The following is a 16,716-nucleotide window of genomic DNA, read 5'->3' as shown; positions in this document are numbered from 1 at the left end:
GCTTAAACCATTTGAATATGACAGCAGAACAGAAAATCGCAATCGAGGAAGAAATCCAAAACCTGAAAACTACCCTGACAGGGGATATGTTCCAGGACATGGAAGCACGGGACAGGATCCATAATTTGGAAATGCAATTGAAAGGCGTCAAACCTATGGACAGCCATTTTGATTGTATTGGTTGCGGGAGTTGATGAAAAACTTAACAAAAACTCTTGAGGGTCATGTTGTGTCAGATTTGAAACACAACATGGCCCTTTTGATTTATTTTTTAAGAAATTTGACCAAATTACTCAGTGCTAAAAATTTAATTTCTCCTGTATGTCTTACCGCTATTTTGTGATTTATAAACCTTTTGGGATTCTCAGTCAGTTTAGTGGTGAAAAAGATACCTTAAAAGAACTTGGTGATTTTCCTAAAGAAGTTTACCCTGTAGGTCGATTGGATAAAGACAGCGAAGGTCTATTATTGATAACAGATGATAAAGCTCTCAACAATTACTTATTACATCCGACCTTTGGACATCAAAGGACTTACTTGGTACAAGTAGAAGGGCAACCAACTTTGGAAGCTATCAAAAAATTGGAAAGGGGAGTTGAAATCAATGTAGAGGGCAGCACATACCGTACAAAGAAAGCCCTTGCACACTTATTAGAAGAGGAGCCAATTCTTCCGGAAAGAAATCCTCCAATCAGGTTTAGAAAATCCGTTCCGGATTCTTGGATTCGGTTATCTTTAATAGAAGGGAAAAACCGGCAAGTCAGGAAAATGACTGCTGCAGTGGGTTTTCCAACTCTAAGATTGGTCAGATGGTCTATGGAAAATTTAAGTATAGAAGGGTTTGAGGTAGGAGAAATCCGAGAATTTGAGCAAGAGAAAATTTATAGATTATTAAATGTCACAGAAAAGAAAATTCAAAACACCAAAAGGGGAGGGGAAAAAAAGTTTTCATCAAGTTCTTCCTTTAAAAAGAGAGGATAAAATGTTAATAAATCTTACCATTTATCAATTACCAAAATTGGAAATTGGCATAAAGGGTAATTTGTTCTAATTTAGGCCCTCTGATAGGATCGTGTACATTCATTATGGCGTTAAAAGAGCAGGAACTCTAGAGAGCGATTTTGAATTACTTGAAGTTTTCTAAAGGGGTTAGTTAAAATATATCTTAAAAATTACATGCATAAGGAAAAAATCCAACAGGTTGTAGAAGAAGTCAAAAAAGTGGTGGTGGGTCAGGACCGAATGATTAACCGTCTATTGATTGGACTGTTTACCAATGGTCATATTTTATTAGAAGGTGTGCCCGGTCTTGCAAAAACCCTAACCGTGAATACACTGGCAAAAGTATTGCATCTGGATTTTAAAAGGATACAGTTTACCCCGGACTTATTGCCTTCAGATCTGGTGGGAACCATGATATATAACCAACAGGAGGCAAGTTTTGAGGTAAAAAAAGGTCCTATTTTTGCAAATATAATTTTGGCTGATGAGGTCAACCGTTCACCGGCTAAAGTACAATCCGCTTTGTTGGAGGCCATGCAGGAAAAGCAGGTCACAATTGGGGAGACAACTTTTCCACTTGATAGGCCTTTTCTTGTTTTGGCAACCCAGAACCCAGTTGATCAGGAAGGAACTTATCCGTTACCCGAAGCCCAGGTAGACCGTTTTATGATGAAGGTGCATATAGACTATCCTTCAAAAGCGGATGAAATGGAGGTGATGAGAAGAATGGCGAATATGTCTTTCAGTTCAGAAGTAAATGCGATATTATCCAAAGAAGATATATTTGCCATTAGGGCTGCTATCAACGAGGTGAAAATTGCAGAACCTTTGGAAAATTATATTATTGAACTTGTTTTTGCCACAAGGTTTCCTGAGAAATATGGTTTAAAAGAAGAAGCAAAATATATACAGTTTGGTGTTTCTCCCCGGGCCAGCATCAATTTAAATCTTGCATCACGGGCAATGGCCTACATGGAGGGAAGGGATTATGTATTGCCGGAAGATATCAAAGCCGTAGCAGAAGATGTACTTAATCACAGGATTATACTCAATTATGAGGCAGAAGCAGATAATGTAAGTACCCGTGATTTGGTGCGGATATTTTTAGAAAAAATCCCAATTAACAAAACGGTAACATTGAAATAGGCGCTAATTCGACATTAAGTAGGCCTCGGTGACCACCGAGGCTTTTTTTTTTGGTTATCAAATTAATTGAATATTAAATCTCACTTTATTTTTTAAAAAAAGCATAATTCAAAAAAATCCGAATAAAATTTTTTTTCAATGAGTTTTGCATCGGTTAAAAGGACAACCGAAGAACTAAACTTTAAAATCATGAAAAAAATTACATCAAAACTTCTCATGTTGTTATCAGTGGTATTTTTACTGATCAGCTGTGAAGATGATCCGGAACCAAACAATCCCGTAACAATTACCGGAATTCCGGCAACTGCGTCTATCCCGGCTGGTGGAACTGTTGGTCCTGTCACAGCGACTATTTCTGCGCCGGATGGTTTGGCTACATTTTCAATTACAAAAGACGGAGCCAGTTTTGCCAATGAAACCCTTAACGGTGAGACTTCGGCAAGCAAAACTTTCTCTTACACTGCAACTGCGGCTGATGCAGGTAAAAATCTGGTTTTTGAATTTACCGCAACAGATAGAGATGGATCAAGTGCTAAAGTTACACACGTTCTGACAGTTGGTGCAGAGGAAACTACAGTTAGGGTAACTGATAATATCACAGGAGATGTAACTTGGACTGCTGATAAAACTTATATTTTGGCCGGAAGAATTTTTGTCCTTGATGGGGCTTCTTTAACTATTGAGGCAGGAACCATAATCAAAGGTGAAGCTGGTTCAGGTGCCAATGCTACTGCTTTGATTATTGCGAGAGGAGGCCAAATATTTGCCAATGGAACCGCTGAATCTCCCATTATTTTCACTTCTGTGGCAGACGAGATTGAACCAGGAATGATAGCTAGCCCGAATCTTGATCCAACAATCAATGGTCTTTGGGGTGGTGTACTTGTACTTGGAAGGGCTCCAGGCTCATTTGCAGGAGACGTTTCTGAGGTTCAGATTGAAGGAATTCCTGCATCAGATCAAAATGGAAGGTATGGAGGTGACAATCCTGAAGATAACTCCGGAGTAATCAGATATATATCAATCAGACATGGAGGAGCCAATATCGGTGAAGGTAACGAAATTAATGGTTTAACTCTTGGGGGTGTTGGTTCAGGAACAATCATTGAAAATGTGGAAGTGATTGCGAATCAAGATGATGGAATCGAATGGTTTGGAGGTACAGTAAGTGTTACCAATGCTATTGTTTGGAATTCTTCAGATGATGCTATAGATACTGACCAAGCTTGGTCCGGAACACTTGATAACTTTATTGTTGTATGTGGTTCAGAAACTGACCATGCTTTGGAAATTGATGGTCCAGAAGGCTCATTTATAGCGGGTCATACTGTAAAAAATGGAACAGTAGTTGGAAGTGCTGCTGCTGAATTGGGAGATTTTAGAGATGGTGCCAATGGGATTTTTGAAAACATTTATTTCTTTGGCTTCTCAGACCCAGCCACTACAGAAGGTAGAGGAGATCTTTCCATCAGCGGTGACAAATCTTTGGCAAATTTAGCAAGCGGTGCATTAAAATTTAACACATTGGAAGTTACTCTACCAACTGGAGTTTCTTTAGCTACCGTATTCAGAAATGGCACTGATGCCAGCGCAACAGATGTTGCATTACATGCTAATACTGTTGGCGCAGATAAATCTGCTTTCGCAGGTTGGTCATGGACTGCAGTTGCCGGGAATTTAGATGCTTTAAAATAATTAAATATAAGTAGAGGGAGCGATTGCAATAGCTCCTTCTACATTTTTTTATCTTTTAAATAATTCGATCTGCTGTATCAAAAATTACAATATGAAAAATTTAGTATTAACCGTTCTGACCTTGTTTATAGGTATTTATGCTTATGGTCAGAAAGGTACAATTCGAGGAACAGTTTATGATGAAGGAACTGGAGAACCTCTCTTTGGCGTCGCTGTACTTGTGGTTGAAACTCAAACCGGTGCCGTAACGGATTTTGATGGTGACTTTGAAATTATGGTTGATCCGGGAACTTACACCTTAAAGATCTCTTTCATTTCATATAATACACTGGAAATCCAAAATATTGTCGTTGGCCCAGGCTCCTTTGCTGTTTTGGAAAATATTAAACTGTCGGAGTTTACCTCAGATTTGGAAACAGTGACTGTTTCTGCGGAGGCAATTAGGACCACAGAAGCCGCATTAATGAGCGTAAAAAGGAATTCAGCGAATCTTCTTGATGGGATTTCTAATGCGACATTCCGCCAAATAGGTGATGGTGATGCTGCCTCAGCAATCAAGCGAGTTACCGGTGTTTCAGTTGAAGGTGGCAAATATGTTTACATTAGAGGGCTTGGAGACCGATATACTAAAACAATCCTGAATGGGGTAGAAGTACCGGGTTTGGATCCAGATAGGAATACCATTCAAATGGATATATTTCCTACTAATGTGATTGATAACATTATAGTATCCAAATCATTTACAGCTGAATTACCCGCCGACTTTACCGGAGGAATTGTGGACATAGAGACCAAAGATTTTCCTGAGGAAAAAACAATGGTTTTAAGTGTTACAGGTGGATACAATCCAAGTATGCACTTCAACAAAAATTCCATAAATATAGAAGGAGGTAAGACTGATTGGTTGGGTTTTGATGATGGGACCAGAACTATCCCTACCCAAGGAGTGGATAATATCCCTCAATTTGCTGAAGTTGTAGGGAACCCCAATTCAGAAAGAGGCCAGCTTTTTCAATCAATTTTAAGAGATTTTAACCCAATACTCGGAGGTACCAATAAGACCAGTCCAATGGATTTTGGTATGGGCTATTCTATCGGTGACCAGTTTAATATCCGGAACAAAAAATTCGGATACAACTTGGCATTTACCTATAGAAATGAAACTGAGTTTTATCAGGATGCGGAATTTAACCTTTACGGAAAACCAAGAGATCAATCAGATTTTAATTTAGAAGCATTAGAAAAATCAAAAGGAAATTATTCAGTGAATAACGTTCTTTTGGGTGGAATTGCTGGAATTGCCTATAAATCTGATTTGACCAAGATCAAATTGAATTTATTGAGACTTCAAGGTGGGGAATCCAAAGTCGGTCAGTTTTACTTTATTAACACCAATCTTGGGGCTGAATTTGAAGCGGACCAATATAATATAGAGTATAGCCAAAAGTCTATGACGAACCTTTTGCTTAGTGGTACACATTTTACAGTCAATAGGAAGTGGCAATTGGATTGGAAAGTTTCTCCCACTAAATCAACTATTGAAGACCCGGATGTAAGGATTACCAGATTTAGGGTTCCCAACAATACAATAGGTACCGAAGTAGGACTACCAACGAGAATTTGGAGAAATCTTGATGAGGAAAATGTTTTCGGAAATCTTAATCTTACAAGAGATTATCTGATGGCAGGAAGAAGTGCGAAATTGAAATTTGGAGGTGCTTACGTTTATAAAAACAGAGATTTCTTAATTGAGGACTTTCAGTTTAATACCGGTAGCACAGTATTCAATGGAGACCCAAACCAGGTGTTGCTGGAGGAAAATCTTTTTTCTGCGGACAACAGAAACGGAATAAGATATGATCCTACATTCATTCCAATCAACCCGAATTCCTATAACTCAAATTTGAATAATATTGCGGGATATGCTTCTACAGAATTTAATCCTTTTACAAATCTTAGGGCGATAATAGGTCTTAGGGTTGAAAAGTTTACACAATATTATACCGGTACAAACCAAACCAATACAATTGTTTTTGACAATGAAAAAGTCTTGGATGACCTGGATCTTTTTCCGACTCTTAATTTGGTACAAAGTTTAGGAAGCAATCAAAATATTCGATTTGCAGCATCCAGAACGATTGCCAGGCCTTCTTTTAAGGAACTTTCTTTTGCGGAAATTTTGGATCCTATTTCCGGAAGGACATTTATTGGATCTTTGTTTCCTGAAACTACTGAAGGTGGTACCGAAGTACTTTGGGATGGAAATCTGCAGGCTACCAGGATTAATAATTTTGACCTAAGATGGGAAAAATTCATGCAGAGAAGTGAAATATTATCGGGAAGCATTTTTTACAAGACTTTTGATAAGCCTATTGAAATGGTCCAGTTCTTATCTGACCCTGGAGCATTCCAGCCAAGGAACGTAGGAAATGGTTCTGTACTGGGAGTAGAGTTGGAACTTAGAAAATCACTTGGGATGATTTCTCCAAAACTTGAAAATTTCTTTGTCAATACAAACGTGACCTTGGTTGAATCAGTTATTGAAATGGCCGAGTCTGAATTCAGGTCTAGGAATTTATCTGCAAGAGAGGGGGAAGAAGTTTCCAGGACAAGGCAAATGGCAGGTCAGGCGCCTTATATCATCAATGCAGGATTCTCTTATAATAATATGATTTCAGGTTTGGAGGCCGGTTTATTTTATAATGTGCAGGGACCAACCTTAAACTATATTGGATTTGGAAATAGAACTGATACTTATACGGTTCCTTTTCATTCATTAAATCTAAACATCAATAAAACTTGGGGTAAATCTGAAAGAATTCAAACTACTCTAAATGTAACCAACTTATTGGATGATTTAAAGGAGGAAACATTCAGGATGTACGGTGCAGAAGATGAGATTTTTACAAGACTTAGGCCGGGTAGGAGAATTGCTCTAAGGTTTAGATATACATTTTGGTAATTCGATTTTTTTAAATAAGAAAACCTCCTCTGTTAACAGAGGAGGTTTTTTTTGCTTTAATGTTAATTAAATGTTAATTTGGCTTAACAATTTAATAACATTGAGAAATGAAGTCGTTGATTATCTTTCTTTTGGTCCTGTTAATTCCATTTTCAAACCATGCATTAACTGAAAATGGAGAGAAAGAATTGCAATTTTCTTCAGAGGAATTTATTTCCTATTGGGACTCTGTAAGTCCTAAGTTCAATAAATTGCGGAATAAGCTTGAAAAAGATTATAAGAAGTTTGATAAAAGTGAAAAATTTTTGAAAATGGTTTTTTATAGATCACAACTTCATTTGCTTTATGATTATTACCAATATTCCACTGTCGAGGAATTGATTGAATCAGGGAAATTTGATTGTGTCTCGGGTTCATTTTTAATGGCCGCTTTTTTGGATTTTTATGGCTTTGATTATCAAATCATTGAAACTTCACATCATGTATTTTTATTGGTTGAATTAGATAAGCAACAAATTATCCTTGAGTCCACGGATAGTTTTAATGGTTTCATTTCTGATAAAAATGAAGTTGCTTCGTATTTAGCTGAGTTTAAATCTGATGCAAAAAATAATACACTTTATCTTCATCCTGATCAAAGGGCGATTAACTCATTGATTAACCCCTCAATTTACAGGACAATTGATTTAAAGGAATTAAAAGGTTTGGAGTATTTCAATAAAGCGATTTACTACAATAACCAGAAGAACTTAAAAAATGCTTTTGAGGAAATAACAAAAGCAGAATCATATTATGCATCGGAAAGAATTTTAACCCTCAAACGTTTAATACAAACGCAACTGTCGTTAGCCGTGAATTATTAAAAAATACCCTGTACAGGGTATTTTTTTGTCTTATTAAATCATGTAGATTTGTCTTGGGTGATTAAGCAATTTTTTTGTTCACGGTTTTAAACCATAGAGGAATAAAGACTAAAGGGTTTTATTCCTCATTTTTTTTAATATCGGAAACCAAATTTTAAACCACCATAAAAATTTCTTCCTGGAGCGGGTTGATAAAAGCGATTTGCAAATGCGTTGAGATCATTTCCAAGACTATATTCTTCGTCCAAAAGATTGTCTACTCCCCCATAAATTTCTAGATCCCATTTTCCTCCCAGCGTTTCTCTCCAGCCCATTCGTCCACCTATCAGGTTGTAGGCATCCTGATAAACCGTGTTGGAATCATTTAATGGGATTTGATCCACATATTGGTGGGTAACATTCAAGTAAATCCCAAGTTTTGATCGGATGTCCAATAAATTGACCAAAGAATTAGGTGCAACCCCCGTCAACTGATTGCCGGAATAATCATTTCCTCCACTCTCATAATCAGAAAAATAGAAGTAATGCCCCGTAAATGCGTGGTTCAATTTGATTTCCTGTATGGCACTAAGCTGGTTTCTGTAAAGTGCATAATCAATACTGAATTCGATTCCTTTTTGATCTGTGGCTCCGGCATTTCTAAATAAAACCACTCCCTGATCATTGGTGTAAGAAGTGATGGTCTCATTGAGTTTAAAGTAAAATGCCGTGAAATCAAAATTGAAAATTCCAAATTTACTTCTGTATCCCAGTTCATAGTTAATACCCCGCTCAGCTTCAAGATCCAGGTTGATGCTTCCTTCATTTGTCCTCACTTCTGCAATGGTCGGAGGTGAGAAACCAGAACTTATACTTCCATGGATTCCTGACCAATTGTTTACTTTATAGACCAGGGCCAATCTTGGTATGAAAACCGGATTGAAATTTTTTGTATTGGAAGATGGTTCTGCAGGTCCTGCATCTATCAATCTATTGATATCATAGCGGGCAAAGTTCTCACTGAATCCTACAGTCATTAAAAGTTTTTCAGTCCAATCGATTTCAAATTGCTGGAATAAAAAAGCCTGAGTGGTGACCAAATCATCACTAAACCGGATTGTATCGGCAACACCCTGCCTATTTCCAAAATTTTGTGCTAAAGTATTACCATATTGGTATTCAGCACCTGCAATAATCCGCACCGGATACTTTCCCCACTGATCATCATAAGTGAATTTTGTCCTTCCCCCATAGCTATAAGAAGTTTCTTTCTTGTAATCAAGGATAAATGGATTTTCAAAATCTGTGGTGCTTACATATAAAGCGGTAATATTTTTCCATTTTTGGGAAAGGGAAATTTCATGGGAGAGGGTTCCAAACAAAGTTTTTTGAGCAATAGAGCTATTCTGAGCGACCGAACCCGGCCTGGCCTGCGTTCTGTCTTCCTCCACCTGCACCTGAGTTAGTGCACCTGGGATCTGATAATTCAGGTCAGAATATAATATTTGAGCAGAAAGGCTTTGTTTTTCACTTGGGTTGGTATGTAATGCCAACTGGAATACTTTTCTGTCCACAGCATTATGTTCCCGATATCCATCAGATTTTTGATCCACATAGGATACGTTGATCCCTCCGTTACCAATTTTTTGGTCAATGCCAATTCTATATCTGAAAAGGCCAAAGTCGCCAAAGCCTACATCGGAGGAAAGGTAGTTTTCTTCCACCCTTTTTCTACTTTCAAAACTGATTACACCGCCGTTACCTGCCCCATAAATACTTCCTGCCGGACCTTTGATGATTTCAGTATTTTGGATATTTGACAAGTCAAGAATATTCAAGGCGGTAGTGCCATCCGGAGAGGTGAAGGGGATGTCATTCCAATAGACTTTCACATTCCTGACCCCGAACGGAGAACGAAGGGAGCTTCCCCTGATGGATATCCTATAACTTGCCAGTGCCCTTTGCTCTATTCTTATCCCAGGTTTGGTATTAAAGGCACTTAAAATGGAATTTTCATTGAAGCGATAAAGGTCACTTTCGAAGACCTTGGAAATGGCTCCTGCCTGATGTATCAAGGGTCTTTCGGATTCAAAGCCAACCACCAAGACTTCGCCTAATGGGTTAAGGATAGGAGAGAGGCTTATCATGAATTCCTTTTCAGGCTCAACCTGTAGGGTGATGGTCTCATAAGATATATGAGAAATCTGAAGGATAATTGGGTTCTGAATCATCAACTCCACAATTCCATTGGCATCCGAAATCTGGTTGTTTTGTCCCTGTATTTTGATAATTGCTCCCGGAATGGGTTCCTGGTTGGTTTTATCAATGATGGTTATTTTGGTTTGGGCAAAAAGGGTGAAGGGAATTATAAATAATGAGAGTAGAAAGCCGGATTTCATAGCATAATCAATTTTTTGGAAGTTAAGCACAAAAAGAATTTCGGGAAAAAAGAAAGAGGATGGTTGGTCAATTACTTTTTTCAGAGTAAGCACATAAACCTACTAAAATATAATTTCTGGTAAGACTTGAAATGGCGTAAACTGTGAACATGGTTAAAAAGGCTTATAAAAAATCTATATCCCCAAAATACAAAAAACCCCGCCAAAAAGCGAGGTTTTAAGTACCAGGAGCGGGAATCGAACCCGCACGGCCGATATGGCCACAAGATTTTAAGTCTTGCGTGTCTACCAGTTCCACCATCCCGGCTTACTCTATTATCTAGAGGTAATATTTGTTGTATTAAACAACAAAGCCCTTATTCTAAGGGCTTTTTAGAGCGAGAGACGAGATTCGAACTCGCGACCCCAACCTTGGCAAGGTTGTGCTCTACCAACTGAGCTACTCTCGCTTTTTACATTAAAATTAGCTTTGACCTTTTGTCTCCGTCTTTTGTGTGTGCAAAGGTAAATCAGTTTTCTAAAATTGCAAAAGTGGCATTCAATTTTTTTTAAGTTCTTTAATTGTTAAGTGCTCTAAAAACTGAGAATCAATCCTTTATTCTATTTTTAAAGAAGCGAGTATTTTGAACATTTCAGCTGTACTCTTTGCATTGAGTTTCTTCAGTAATCTTTTACGGTGTGTGAATACCGTGTTTTGGGAAATAAACATTTTTTCTGCGATTTCTTTTGTATTAAGTCCATCAACAATCCATTTGGCTACTTCCTTTTCTTTTTTGGTAAGTGGAACATCTAATTTTTTCCCATTATTTTTTTTGTAGGAAATTTTGGTTCCATCATCTTTTATGTAAGAAAAATTCCAATCGTATTCTGTGAGATGTTCATGGTTGGTAACCTGGAAACCAATATGAAGGTCATAAATGAAGTCACCATTATCATCAATAAGGTAAGGCTTGGCTTTGGTAAAAAACCAGATCTCTTTATTTGTCTCTTTGTGAAGCCACCGGAGTGTATAAGAAAGTTCCAGAGTTTTTTTTTCAGCAAGAGTCATTGAATTGAACTCATCCAATAATCTGTTATTGAACTCGACGTGCTCCCTGGCATCGTCAGGATGTAATGCTGAAATTACTCCTGCAATACCGTTTTTTTTCAAAAACTCAGCGGAATGACCACTTATTTCCTCAATATTTTCTGTAAAAAAGGCCAGACTTAAATCCCTGTAATCAAAACAACCCAAAACTATACCTTCTTTCATGGCAAGGTTTTGACTCATTTTTTCCAAATCATGAAGCATTTCTTTTTCACCTGGGTATTGGACTCTTTTCTTATTTTGCCAATAAGAAAAGAATTTTGATAACTTATTCTGTTTTCTAAGTTCTTCCAACAACCCTATTTCCATATTTTCATTATTTAGAAGGCCCAACGCTTTTCCTTTAACGTAAATAAATATAGCAGAAGTTTTAATTTTCCAATTTCTTTTTGATTTCATTGAGCTTTATTAATGCTTCAATGGGGGAAATTGTATTTATATCTATTTTTTCAATCATTTCACGGGCCTCTTTTAATTTGGGATCCATATCAAATAGGCTTAATTGGAAATTATTTTTAGGCATTTCCCTAAGATTATCTTTTGAAGCACTTAAGGCTTTGTCTTTTTCCAAGTGTTTCATAATTTCTGCAGCCCTTAACACAATAGGATTGGGCATTCCCGCCATTTGTGCCACATGGATACCAAAGCTATGCTCACTTCCCCCCTCTTTGAGTTTTCTAAGGAAAATCACTTTGTTTCCAACTTCTTTTACAGAAACATTGTAATTTTTGATTTTTGGAAAATCTTCTGCCAATTGGTTCAGCTCATGGTAATGGGTGGCAAATAGAGTTTTGGCCCTAAATTTTGGATGATTGTGTAAAAATTCCACAATGGACCAAGCGATTGAGATTCCATCATAAGTTGAAGTACCCCGGCCTATTTCATCCATGAGTACCAGACTTCTATCAGATAGGTTGTTTAATATACTTGCTGTTTCTGTCATCTCAACCATAAAGGTAGATTCTCCTTTTGAAAGATTGTCTGAGGCTCCTACCCTTGTAAACACTTTATCAATTATTCCAATTCTTGCGTAAGAAGCAGGTACAAAACTTCCCATTTGAGCCATCAATACAATGAGTGCTGTTTGTCTGAGCAATGCGGATTTACCTGCCATATTGGGACCTGTGATAATGATAATCTGTTGGCTTTCATTATCTAGGTAGACATCATTGGGTACATATTCCTCACCTAAGGGAAGCTGCCTTTCAATAACTGGGTGGCGGCCATCCTTAATTTCCAAGGAATCAGTATCTGACACTTTTGGCTTACAATAGTTATTGCTCTTTGCTACTCTTGAAAAGGATAATAAACAATCTACAGTAGCCAATATTCTGGCATTTTGTTGGATTTGGGTCACATATTCAGAGGCGTCCTGAACCAAAGCAGAAAAATACTTTTGTTCTATGCTGACCATCCTTTCTTCCGCATTAAGGATTTTTTCCTCATACTCTTTCAGTTCCGGGGTAATATATCTCTCCGCATTGACCAAGGTCTGTTTCCGGATCCATTCCTGGGGAACTTTCTCTTTATGGGCATTGGTAACCTCTAAATAATATCCGAAGACTTTGTTAAAAGCTACTTTTAAAGAACTGATCCCAGTATGTTGAATTTCCCTTTGCTGAAGGGCGATGAGATAATCTTTCCCTGAGTTTGCCAATCCTCTGTATTCGTCCAAATCAGGATCCACACCATCTTTGATAATACCTCCTTGGTGAACGAGCATTGGTGCGTCTTCCTGTAATTCCTTTTCGATTTTTTCCAGCAAAAACGCACAGGGATTGATTTGGTCGGATAGTTTTCTCAAAGAATCACTCGATGAATTCTTGAGTAGGTTTTTAATGGGCAGGGTGCTTTTTAATGATTTCTTCAGTTGGTTCATTTCCCTGGGATTGATTCTTCCCACAGCTACTTTAGAAATCAGCCTTTCAAGGTCACCTATATGTTTTAAATGGAATAGAATTTCATGACCCACCTCTTGGGATTCGAAAAAAAACTCCACGACTTTAAGCCTTTCTTCAATGGGGTCTTTTTCTTTAAGAGGAAGAACCATCCATTTTTTCATCATCCTGGATCCCATAGGTGTTACGGTTTGATCCAGGATATTGATCAGGGGGATTCCACCATCTAGATTGGAATAAACCAATTCCAAATTCCTAATGGTAAATTTATCCAGCCAGACAAATTTTTCCTCAGCTATCCTTGAGATAGATGCTATATGTTTAACTTCTTTATGTTCTGTCTCTTCCAGGTAAAATAATATAGCCCCTGCTGCGATTATGCCCAATTCCATCGTTTCTATTCCAAACCCTTTTAGGTTGTTCGTGGAAAAATGATTGGTCAGTTTTTCATAGGCATAATCATATTGAAACACCCAATCTTCACAATGGAAAGTTGTAAACTGATCTTTGAGAGTCTCCTGTGCTCTTTGTTTGGCTGTCTTGGAATATATTACTTCAGAAGGGCTAAAGCTTTGTAAAAGTTTTTCAATATAACTTTGGTTTCCCTCTGAACACATAAATTCACCCGTAGAAAGGTCCAGAAATGAAATTCCAAGATTTTCTTTATTAAAAAATATGGAGGCCAGATAATTATTCCTTTTCTTATCCAGCACATTATCATTAAATGACAATCCAGGGGTTACCAATTCAGTTACTCCTCTTTTGACAATCCCTTTGACCTCTTTAGGATCTTCCAATTGGTCACATATTGCCACACGGTTACCTGCCCTGACCAGTTTTGGCAAATAGGTATCCAAAGAATGATGTGGAAATCCTGCTAATTCAATATGCGAGGCTGCACCATTTGCTCTTTTGGTTAGTACAATGTCTAAAACTTTACTGGCTTTAACGGCATCTTCTCCAAAAGTCTCGTAAAAATCCCCGACCCGAAAAAGCAACAAAGCCCCCGGGTGTTTTGCTTTAATGGCATTGTATTGCTTCATCAAGGGGGTTTCTTTGACTTCTTTATCCTTCACTTTTGCCATTTTTCCCTGAATTAAATCTTTATGCTAATTTTGAAATAAATAAAGCATGAAAATAAAAGATATAAAAAGGGAAACAAAACCACATGAAAAAATTAAGTATGGAAGAGCTTAACCGCCCCACAGTGGAGGAGTTTAAGCAGGCAGAAAAAATTCCCTTGGCCATTATTTTGGATAATGTTAGAAGTTTAAATAATGTAGGTTCAGCATTCAGGACTTCTGATGGCTTTGCGATTGAAAAAATTTATTTATGTGGGATTACAGGGACACCTCCAAATAGGGAAATTCAAAAAACTGCCTTGGGTGCTACAGAATCAGTGGAATGGGAATATCATACAGAAACTCTAGGAGTGATTAAGGCCTTAAAGAATGAAGGATTTACGATCTGTTCCTTTGAACAGGTAGATATAAGTGTCATGTTACATGAATTTATGCCTAAACCTAATCAAAAATATGCCCTGGTTTTTGGGAATGAGGTTTTCGGAATTGAGCAGGGAGTTATCGAAAAGAGCGATGTTGTGATTGAAATCCCGCAGTCAGGAACCAAACATTCTTTAAACATTTCGGTTACTTTGGGTATTGCTATATGGGATTTTGCGGTAAAATTGGGGGTATTGAAAAGTAATAAATAAAAAAAAGAGACCACCTGGTCTCTTTTTTATTTTGGATTTATTGGTATTTGCATTTAATCTTCTTTGAACTTGTCAACAATGTAAAGAAACAAATTAAAAGAAAGTGTTGAAATTCCTTCCTTTTTAGCGTCTTTCTCTCCTCCCTGCTTGAATAGTGGATTCTCTTTTTTAGTTGTTGAAGTAACCGGTTTTTCTACAACGTCTTTGTTTTGAGATGAGTTTTGTCTGTACAAACTTTCAGTTCTATTTTCATATGATGAAGCATCTGGGCTGTCATATTGACCAATAGCATCTGAATGTTTAGGAAAATCCTGGGGATTTCTTTCCCTTTCCCCTTGGGCAAATGAAGCAATATTCAAATAAATACAAAAAACTGTACAAAGCGTAAGTATCTTGTATTCTTTTGAAGAAATTTTGTCTGTTGACGTCATTTATTTTAGAGGTTTGAGTAGATTTAACTGTGATTAAGCAGTAAGGTTTGTAAAAATAGTAAAAATATTTCTTAATGCAAACGATTGACTTTTGTGATTTTCTAAGAATTGAACTTAGAATAGGTACAATTATTAAAGTTGAAAATTTTGAGAAAGCCAGAAAACCTGCATATAAACTTTGGGTAGATCTTGGAGAAATCGGCATCAAAAAATCTTCAGCACAGATAACAGATTATTACAATCAGAAAGACTTGCTGGGGAAGCAGGTGCTTTGTGTCTGTAATTTTCCGCCGAAACAGATTGCTGATTTTATGTCAGAAGTTTTGGTTACAGGTTTTGATGATGGGAACAGTAAGATTGTTTTATCGGCGGTAGATAAACCTGTACCCAATGGTGCACGGTTGATTTGATTTTAAATCATGATTTTCAAACCTTTTTCCGTAAGTTCTGTCCGATAGATGGTCAGATCCTGACATTGTGCATTTTTTACAATTCCAGTCTTCAAATCAAAACGGTATTCGTGCAAAGGGCAAATGATTTCATCATTCACACTGATTTTACCTCTACTTAAATCTGCCTTTCTGTGGGGGCACAGTAGTTCAAAAGCAAAAAAAGAATTTTCGTTCCTTGATAAACAGATTCTGTTTTCTCCCAGCTTGATGGTTTTGATCTGTCTTTGAGGCACCAGTCTATTCAACTCTTCAATTGTCCGTCCAAGTATAAAGGTTTTCATTAGCACGAATGTTGTAGTAATTTAGTAATCTAAACCTAATATAAAGATACCATGAAAAATTTACTGTTTCTGCCTTTACTGTTTATATCTGGAGTTCTAATTGCCCAAAATATTGAAGGGGCCTGGAAAATGACGCATCAAAATGGTCAGCCTGTAACGGATAAAGAATATGTTAAAATTTATCAGGATGGTTACTTTGCTTTTGGTGCCAAGGAAGTTGGAAGTAATAAATTTGTTGGAGCCGGAGGAGGAGAATTTACTCTTGATGGTAATCAATACCAGGAAACCTTGGATTTTTTCACTTTAATTCCTGAGGAAGTAGGCAATACAACTACTTTTAGTTTGGATTTGTCAGAAGGTAAGATGGTGATTTCCGGACAGGTTAAAGGGCAAACTTTGGTGGAAATTTGGGTGAAAATCGGTGATAGAAAAGATGCTTTAACAGCAAATTGGGTGTTTACAGGAAGGAAATCTGATGGAGAAATAAGGCGAAGTACTCCGGGTGATAGAAGAACTGTAAAAATCCTCAGTGGCGGAAGATTTCAATGGATTGCTTTTAATTCTTCAACAAAAGAATTTATGGGTACAGGTGGAGGGACTTACACCGCAAATAATGGCAAATATGAAGAAAACATTGAGTTTTTTTCAAGAGATGATTCCAGAGTAGGAGCCAAATTGGGTTTTGATTTTAATGTCATAGATGGGGAATGGCATTCCAGTGGATTGAGCTCTACAGGCAATCCGATTTATGAGATTTGGAGTAAGTATAAGGATGCTTACAAGCCAGGGAAATAAAATTCAATTTAA

Annotated in this window: 14 protein-coding genes and 2 tRNA genes; 9 read left to right on the top strand and 7 right to left on the bottom strand. The window is 37.3% G+C overall.

Annotation, left to right across the window (positions count from 1 at the left end; translation table 11 throughout):
* Positions 1-17: 17 nt before the first annotated feature.
* The 6 genes from ACFSKV_RS08750 to ACFSKV_RS08725 all read left to right on the top strand — a co-directional run bounded on the left by ACFSKV_RS08750 (position 18) and on the right by ACFSKV_RS08725 (position 7,668).
* The gene (locus ACFSKV_RS08750; protein WP_380801577.1) at positions 18-194 is read left to right on the top strand and encodes a hypothetical protein; all 177 of its coding nucleotides are present in this window, start codon (positions 18-20) and stop codon (positions 192-194) included.
* 127 nt (positions 195-321) lie between these two features.
* On the top strand, positions 322-981 hold the full coding sequence (locus ACFSKV_RS08745; protein WP_380801576.1) for a pseudouridine synthase: 660 nt from the start codon (positions 322-324) through the stop codon (positions 979-981).
* Between the two features lie 195 nt (positions 982-1,176).
* Entirely contained in the window at positions 1,177-2,148 is a 972-nt protein-coding gene (locus tag ACFSKV_RS08740; protein ID WP_380801575.1) for an AAA family ATPase, read from the top strand.
* Positions 2,149-2,337: 189 nt separating this feature from the next.
* Complete coding sequence (locus ACFSKV_RS08735) at positions 2,338-3,843, top strand: hypothetical protein (RefSeq protein WP_380801574.1); 1,506 nt, start codon at positions 2,338-2,340, stop codon at positions 3,841-3,843.
* A gap of 91 nt (positions 3,844-3,934) precedes the next feature.
* Positions 3,935-6,805 carry a TonB-dependent receptor gene (locus ACFSKV_RS08730; RefSeq protein ID WP_380801573.1) on the top strand — a complete coding sequence of 957 codons (2,871 nt, stop codon included), beginning with the start codon at positions 3,935-3,937 and terminating at the stop codon, positions 6,803-6,805.
* 107 nt (positions 6,806-6,912) lie between these two features.
* Positions 6,913-7,668 carry a hypothetical protein gene (locus tag ACFSKV_RS08725; RefSeq protein WP_380801572.1) on the top strand — a complete coding sequence of 252 codons (756 nt, stop codon included), beginning with the start codon at positions 6,913-6,915 and terminating at the stop codon, positions 7,666-7,668.
* A 134-nt stretch (positions 7,669-7,802) separates the two neighbouring features.
* Here ACFSKV_RS08725 and ACFSKV_RS08720 read toward each other — a convergent pair whose 3' ends face one another.
* From ACFSKV_RS08720 to mutS, 5 genes are all read right to left on the bottom strand, one after another.
* The gene (locus ACFSKV_RS08720; RefSeq protein ID WP_380801571.1) at positions 7,803-10,046 is read right to left on the bottom strand and encodes a TonB-dependent receptor domain-containing protein; all 2,244 of its coding nucleotides are present in this window, start codon (positions 10,044-10,046) and stop codon (positions 7,803-7,805) included.
* Positions 10,047-10,268: 222 nt separating this feature from the next.
* Positions 10,269-10,353, bottom strand: a tRNA-Leu gene (locus tag ACFSKV_RS08715).
* Positions 10,354-10,422: 69 nt separating this feature from the next.
* Positions 10,423-10,495: transfer RNA gene (locus ACFSKV_RS08710), tRNA-Gly, on the bottom strand.
* Between the two features lie 146 nt (positions 10,496-10,641).
* The gene (locus ACFSKV_RS08705; protein ID WP_380801570.1) at positions 10,642-11,442 is read right to left on the bottom strand and encodes a helix-turn-helix domain-containing protein; all 801 of its coding nucleotides are present in this window, start codon (positions 11,440-11,442) and stop codon (positions 10,642-10,644) included.
* Between the two features lie 61 nt (positions 11,443-11,503).
* On the bottom strand, positions 11,504-14,116 hold the full coding sequence (mutS, locus tag ACFSKV_RS08700; RefSeq protein WP_380801569.1) for a DNA mismatch repair protein MutS: 2,613 nt from the start codon (positions 14,114-14,116) through the stop codon (positions 11,504-11,506).
* Between the two features lie 83 nt (positions 14,117-14,199).
* On the opposite strand from mutS, the gene ACFSKV_RS08695 reads away from it, so the two are divergent.
* Positions 14,200-14,745, top strand: coding sequence for an RNA methyltransferase (locus tag ACFSKV_RS08695; RefSeq protein WP_380801568.1), 546 nt, complete (start codon positions 14,200-14,202; stop codon positions 14,743-14,745).
* A 53-nt stretch (positions 14,746-14,798) separates the two neighbouring features.
* Here ACFSKV_RS08695 and ACFSKV_RS08690 read toward each other — a convergent pair whose 3' ends face one another.
* The gene (locus tag ACFSKV_RS08690; RefSeq protein WP_380801567.1) at positions 14,799-15,176 is read right to left on the bottom strand and encodes a hypothetical protein; all 378 of its coding nucleotides are present in this window, start codon (positions 15,174-15,176) and stop codon (positions 14,799-14,801) included.
* 74 nt (positions 15,177-15,250) lie between these two features.
* Between ACFSKV_RS08690 and ACFSKV_RS08685 the strand changes: the two genes are divergently transcribed.
* On the top strand, positions 15,251-15,586 hold the full coding sequence (locus tag ACFSKV_RS08685) for a tRNA-binding protein (RefSeq protein WP_380801566.1): 336 nt from the start codon (positions 15,251-15,253) through the stop codon (positions 15,584-15,586).
* 2 nt (positions 15,587-15,588) lie between these two features.
* Here the strand turns inward: ACFSKV_RS08685 and ACFSKV_RS08680 are convergent, their stop codons facing one another.
* The gene (locus ACFSKV_RS08680) at positions 15,589-15,909 is read right to left on the bottom strand and encodes a Rieske (2Fe-2S) protein (protein ID WP_380801565.1); all 321 of its coding nucleotides are present in this window, start codon (positions 15,907-15,909) and stop codon (positions 15,589-15,591) included.
* 51 nt (positions 15,910-15,960) lie between these two features.
* On the opposite strand from ACFSKV_RS08680, the gene ACFSKV_RS08675 reads away from it, so the two are divergent.
* Entirely contained in the window at positions 15,961-16,704 is a 744-nt protein-coding gene (locus tag ACFSKV_RS08675; RefSeq protein WP_380801564.1) for a hypothetical protein, read from the top strand.
* The last annotated feature ends 12 nt before the right edge of the window (positions 16,705-16,716 follow it).

The organism is Shivajiella indica (assembly GCF_042683085.1).
Taxonomy (GTDB): Bacteria; Bacteroidota; Bacteroidia; order Cytophagales; family Cyclobacteriaceae; genus Shivajiella; species Shivajiella indica.
This window is presented reverse-complemented; position numbering and strand designations above follow the sequence as displayed.

Coding starts and splice junctions, on each gene's coding strand:
- ACFSKV_RS08695 (WP_380801568.1), top strand. CDS start 14,200: ATGAAAAAATTAAGTATGGAAGAGCTTAACCGCCCCACAGTGGAGGAG.
- ACFSKV_RS08750 (WP_380801577.1), top strand. CDS start 18: ATGACAGCAGAACAGAAAATCGCAATCGAGGAAGAAATCCAAAACCTG.
- ACFSKV_RS08720 (WP_380801571.1), bottom strand. CDS start 10,046: ATGAAATCCGGCTTTCTACTCTCATTATTTATAATTCCCTTCACCCTT.
- ACFSKV_RS08735 (WP_380801574.1), top strand. CDS start 2,338: ATGAAAAAAATTACATCAAAACTTCTCATGTTGTTATCAGTGGTATTT.
- ACFSKV_RS08730 (WP_380801573.1), top strand. CDS start 3,935: ATGAAAAATTTAGTATTAACCGTTCTGACCTTGTTTATAGGTATTTAT.
- ACFSKV_RS08740 (WP_380801575.1), top strand. CDS start 1,177: ATGCATAAGGAAAAAATCCAACAGGTTGTAGAAGAAGTCAAAAAAGTG.
- ACFSKV_RS08685 (WP_380801566.1), top strand. CDS start 15,251: ATGCAAACGATTGACTTTTGTGATTTTCTAAGAATTGAACTTAGAATA.
- ACFSKV_RS08690 (WP_380801567.1), bottom strand. CDS start 15,176: ATGACGTCAACAGACAAAATTTCTTCAAAAGAATACAAGATACTTACG.
- ACFSKV_RS08675 (WP_380801564.1), top strand. CDS start 15,961: ATGAAAAATTTACTGTTTCTGCCTTTACTGTTTATATCTGGAGTTCTA.
- ACFSKV_RS08745 (WP_380801576.1), top strand. CDS start 322: ATGTCTTACCGCTATTTTGTGATTTATAAACCTTTTGGGATTCTCAGT.
- ACFSKV_RS08680 (WP_380801565.1), bottom strand. CDS start 15,909: ATGAAAACCTTTATACTTGGACGGACAATTGAAGAGTTGAATAGACTG.
- mutS (WP_380801569.1), bottom strand. CDS start 14,116: ATGGCAAAAGTGAAGGATAAAGAAGTCAAAGAAACCCCCTTGATGAAG.
- ACFSKV_RS08725 (WP_380801572.1), top strand. CDS start 6,913: ATGAAGTCGTTGATTATCTTTCTTTTGGTCCTGTTAATTCCATTTTCA.
- ACFSKV_RS08705 (WP_380801570.1), bottom strand. CDS start 11,442: ATGGAAATAGGGTTGTTGGAAGAACTTAGAAAACAGAATAAGTTATCA.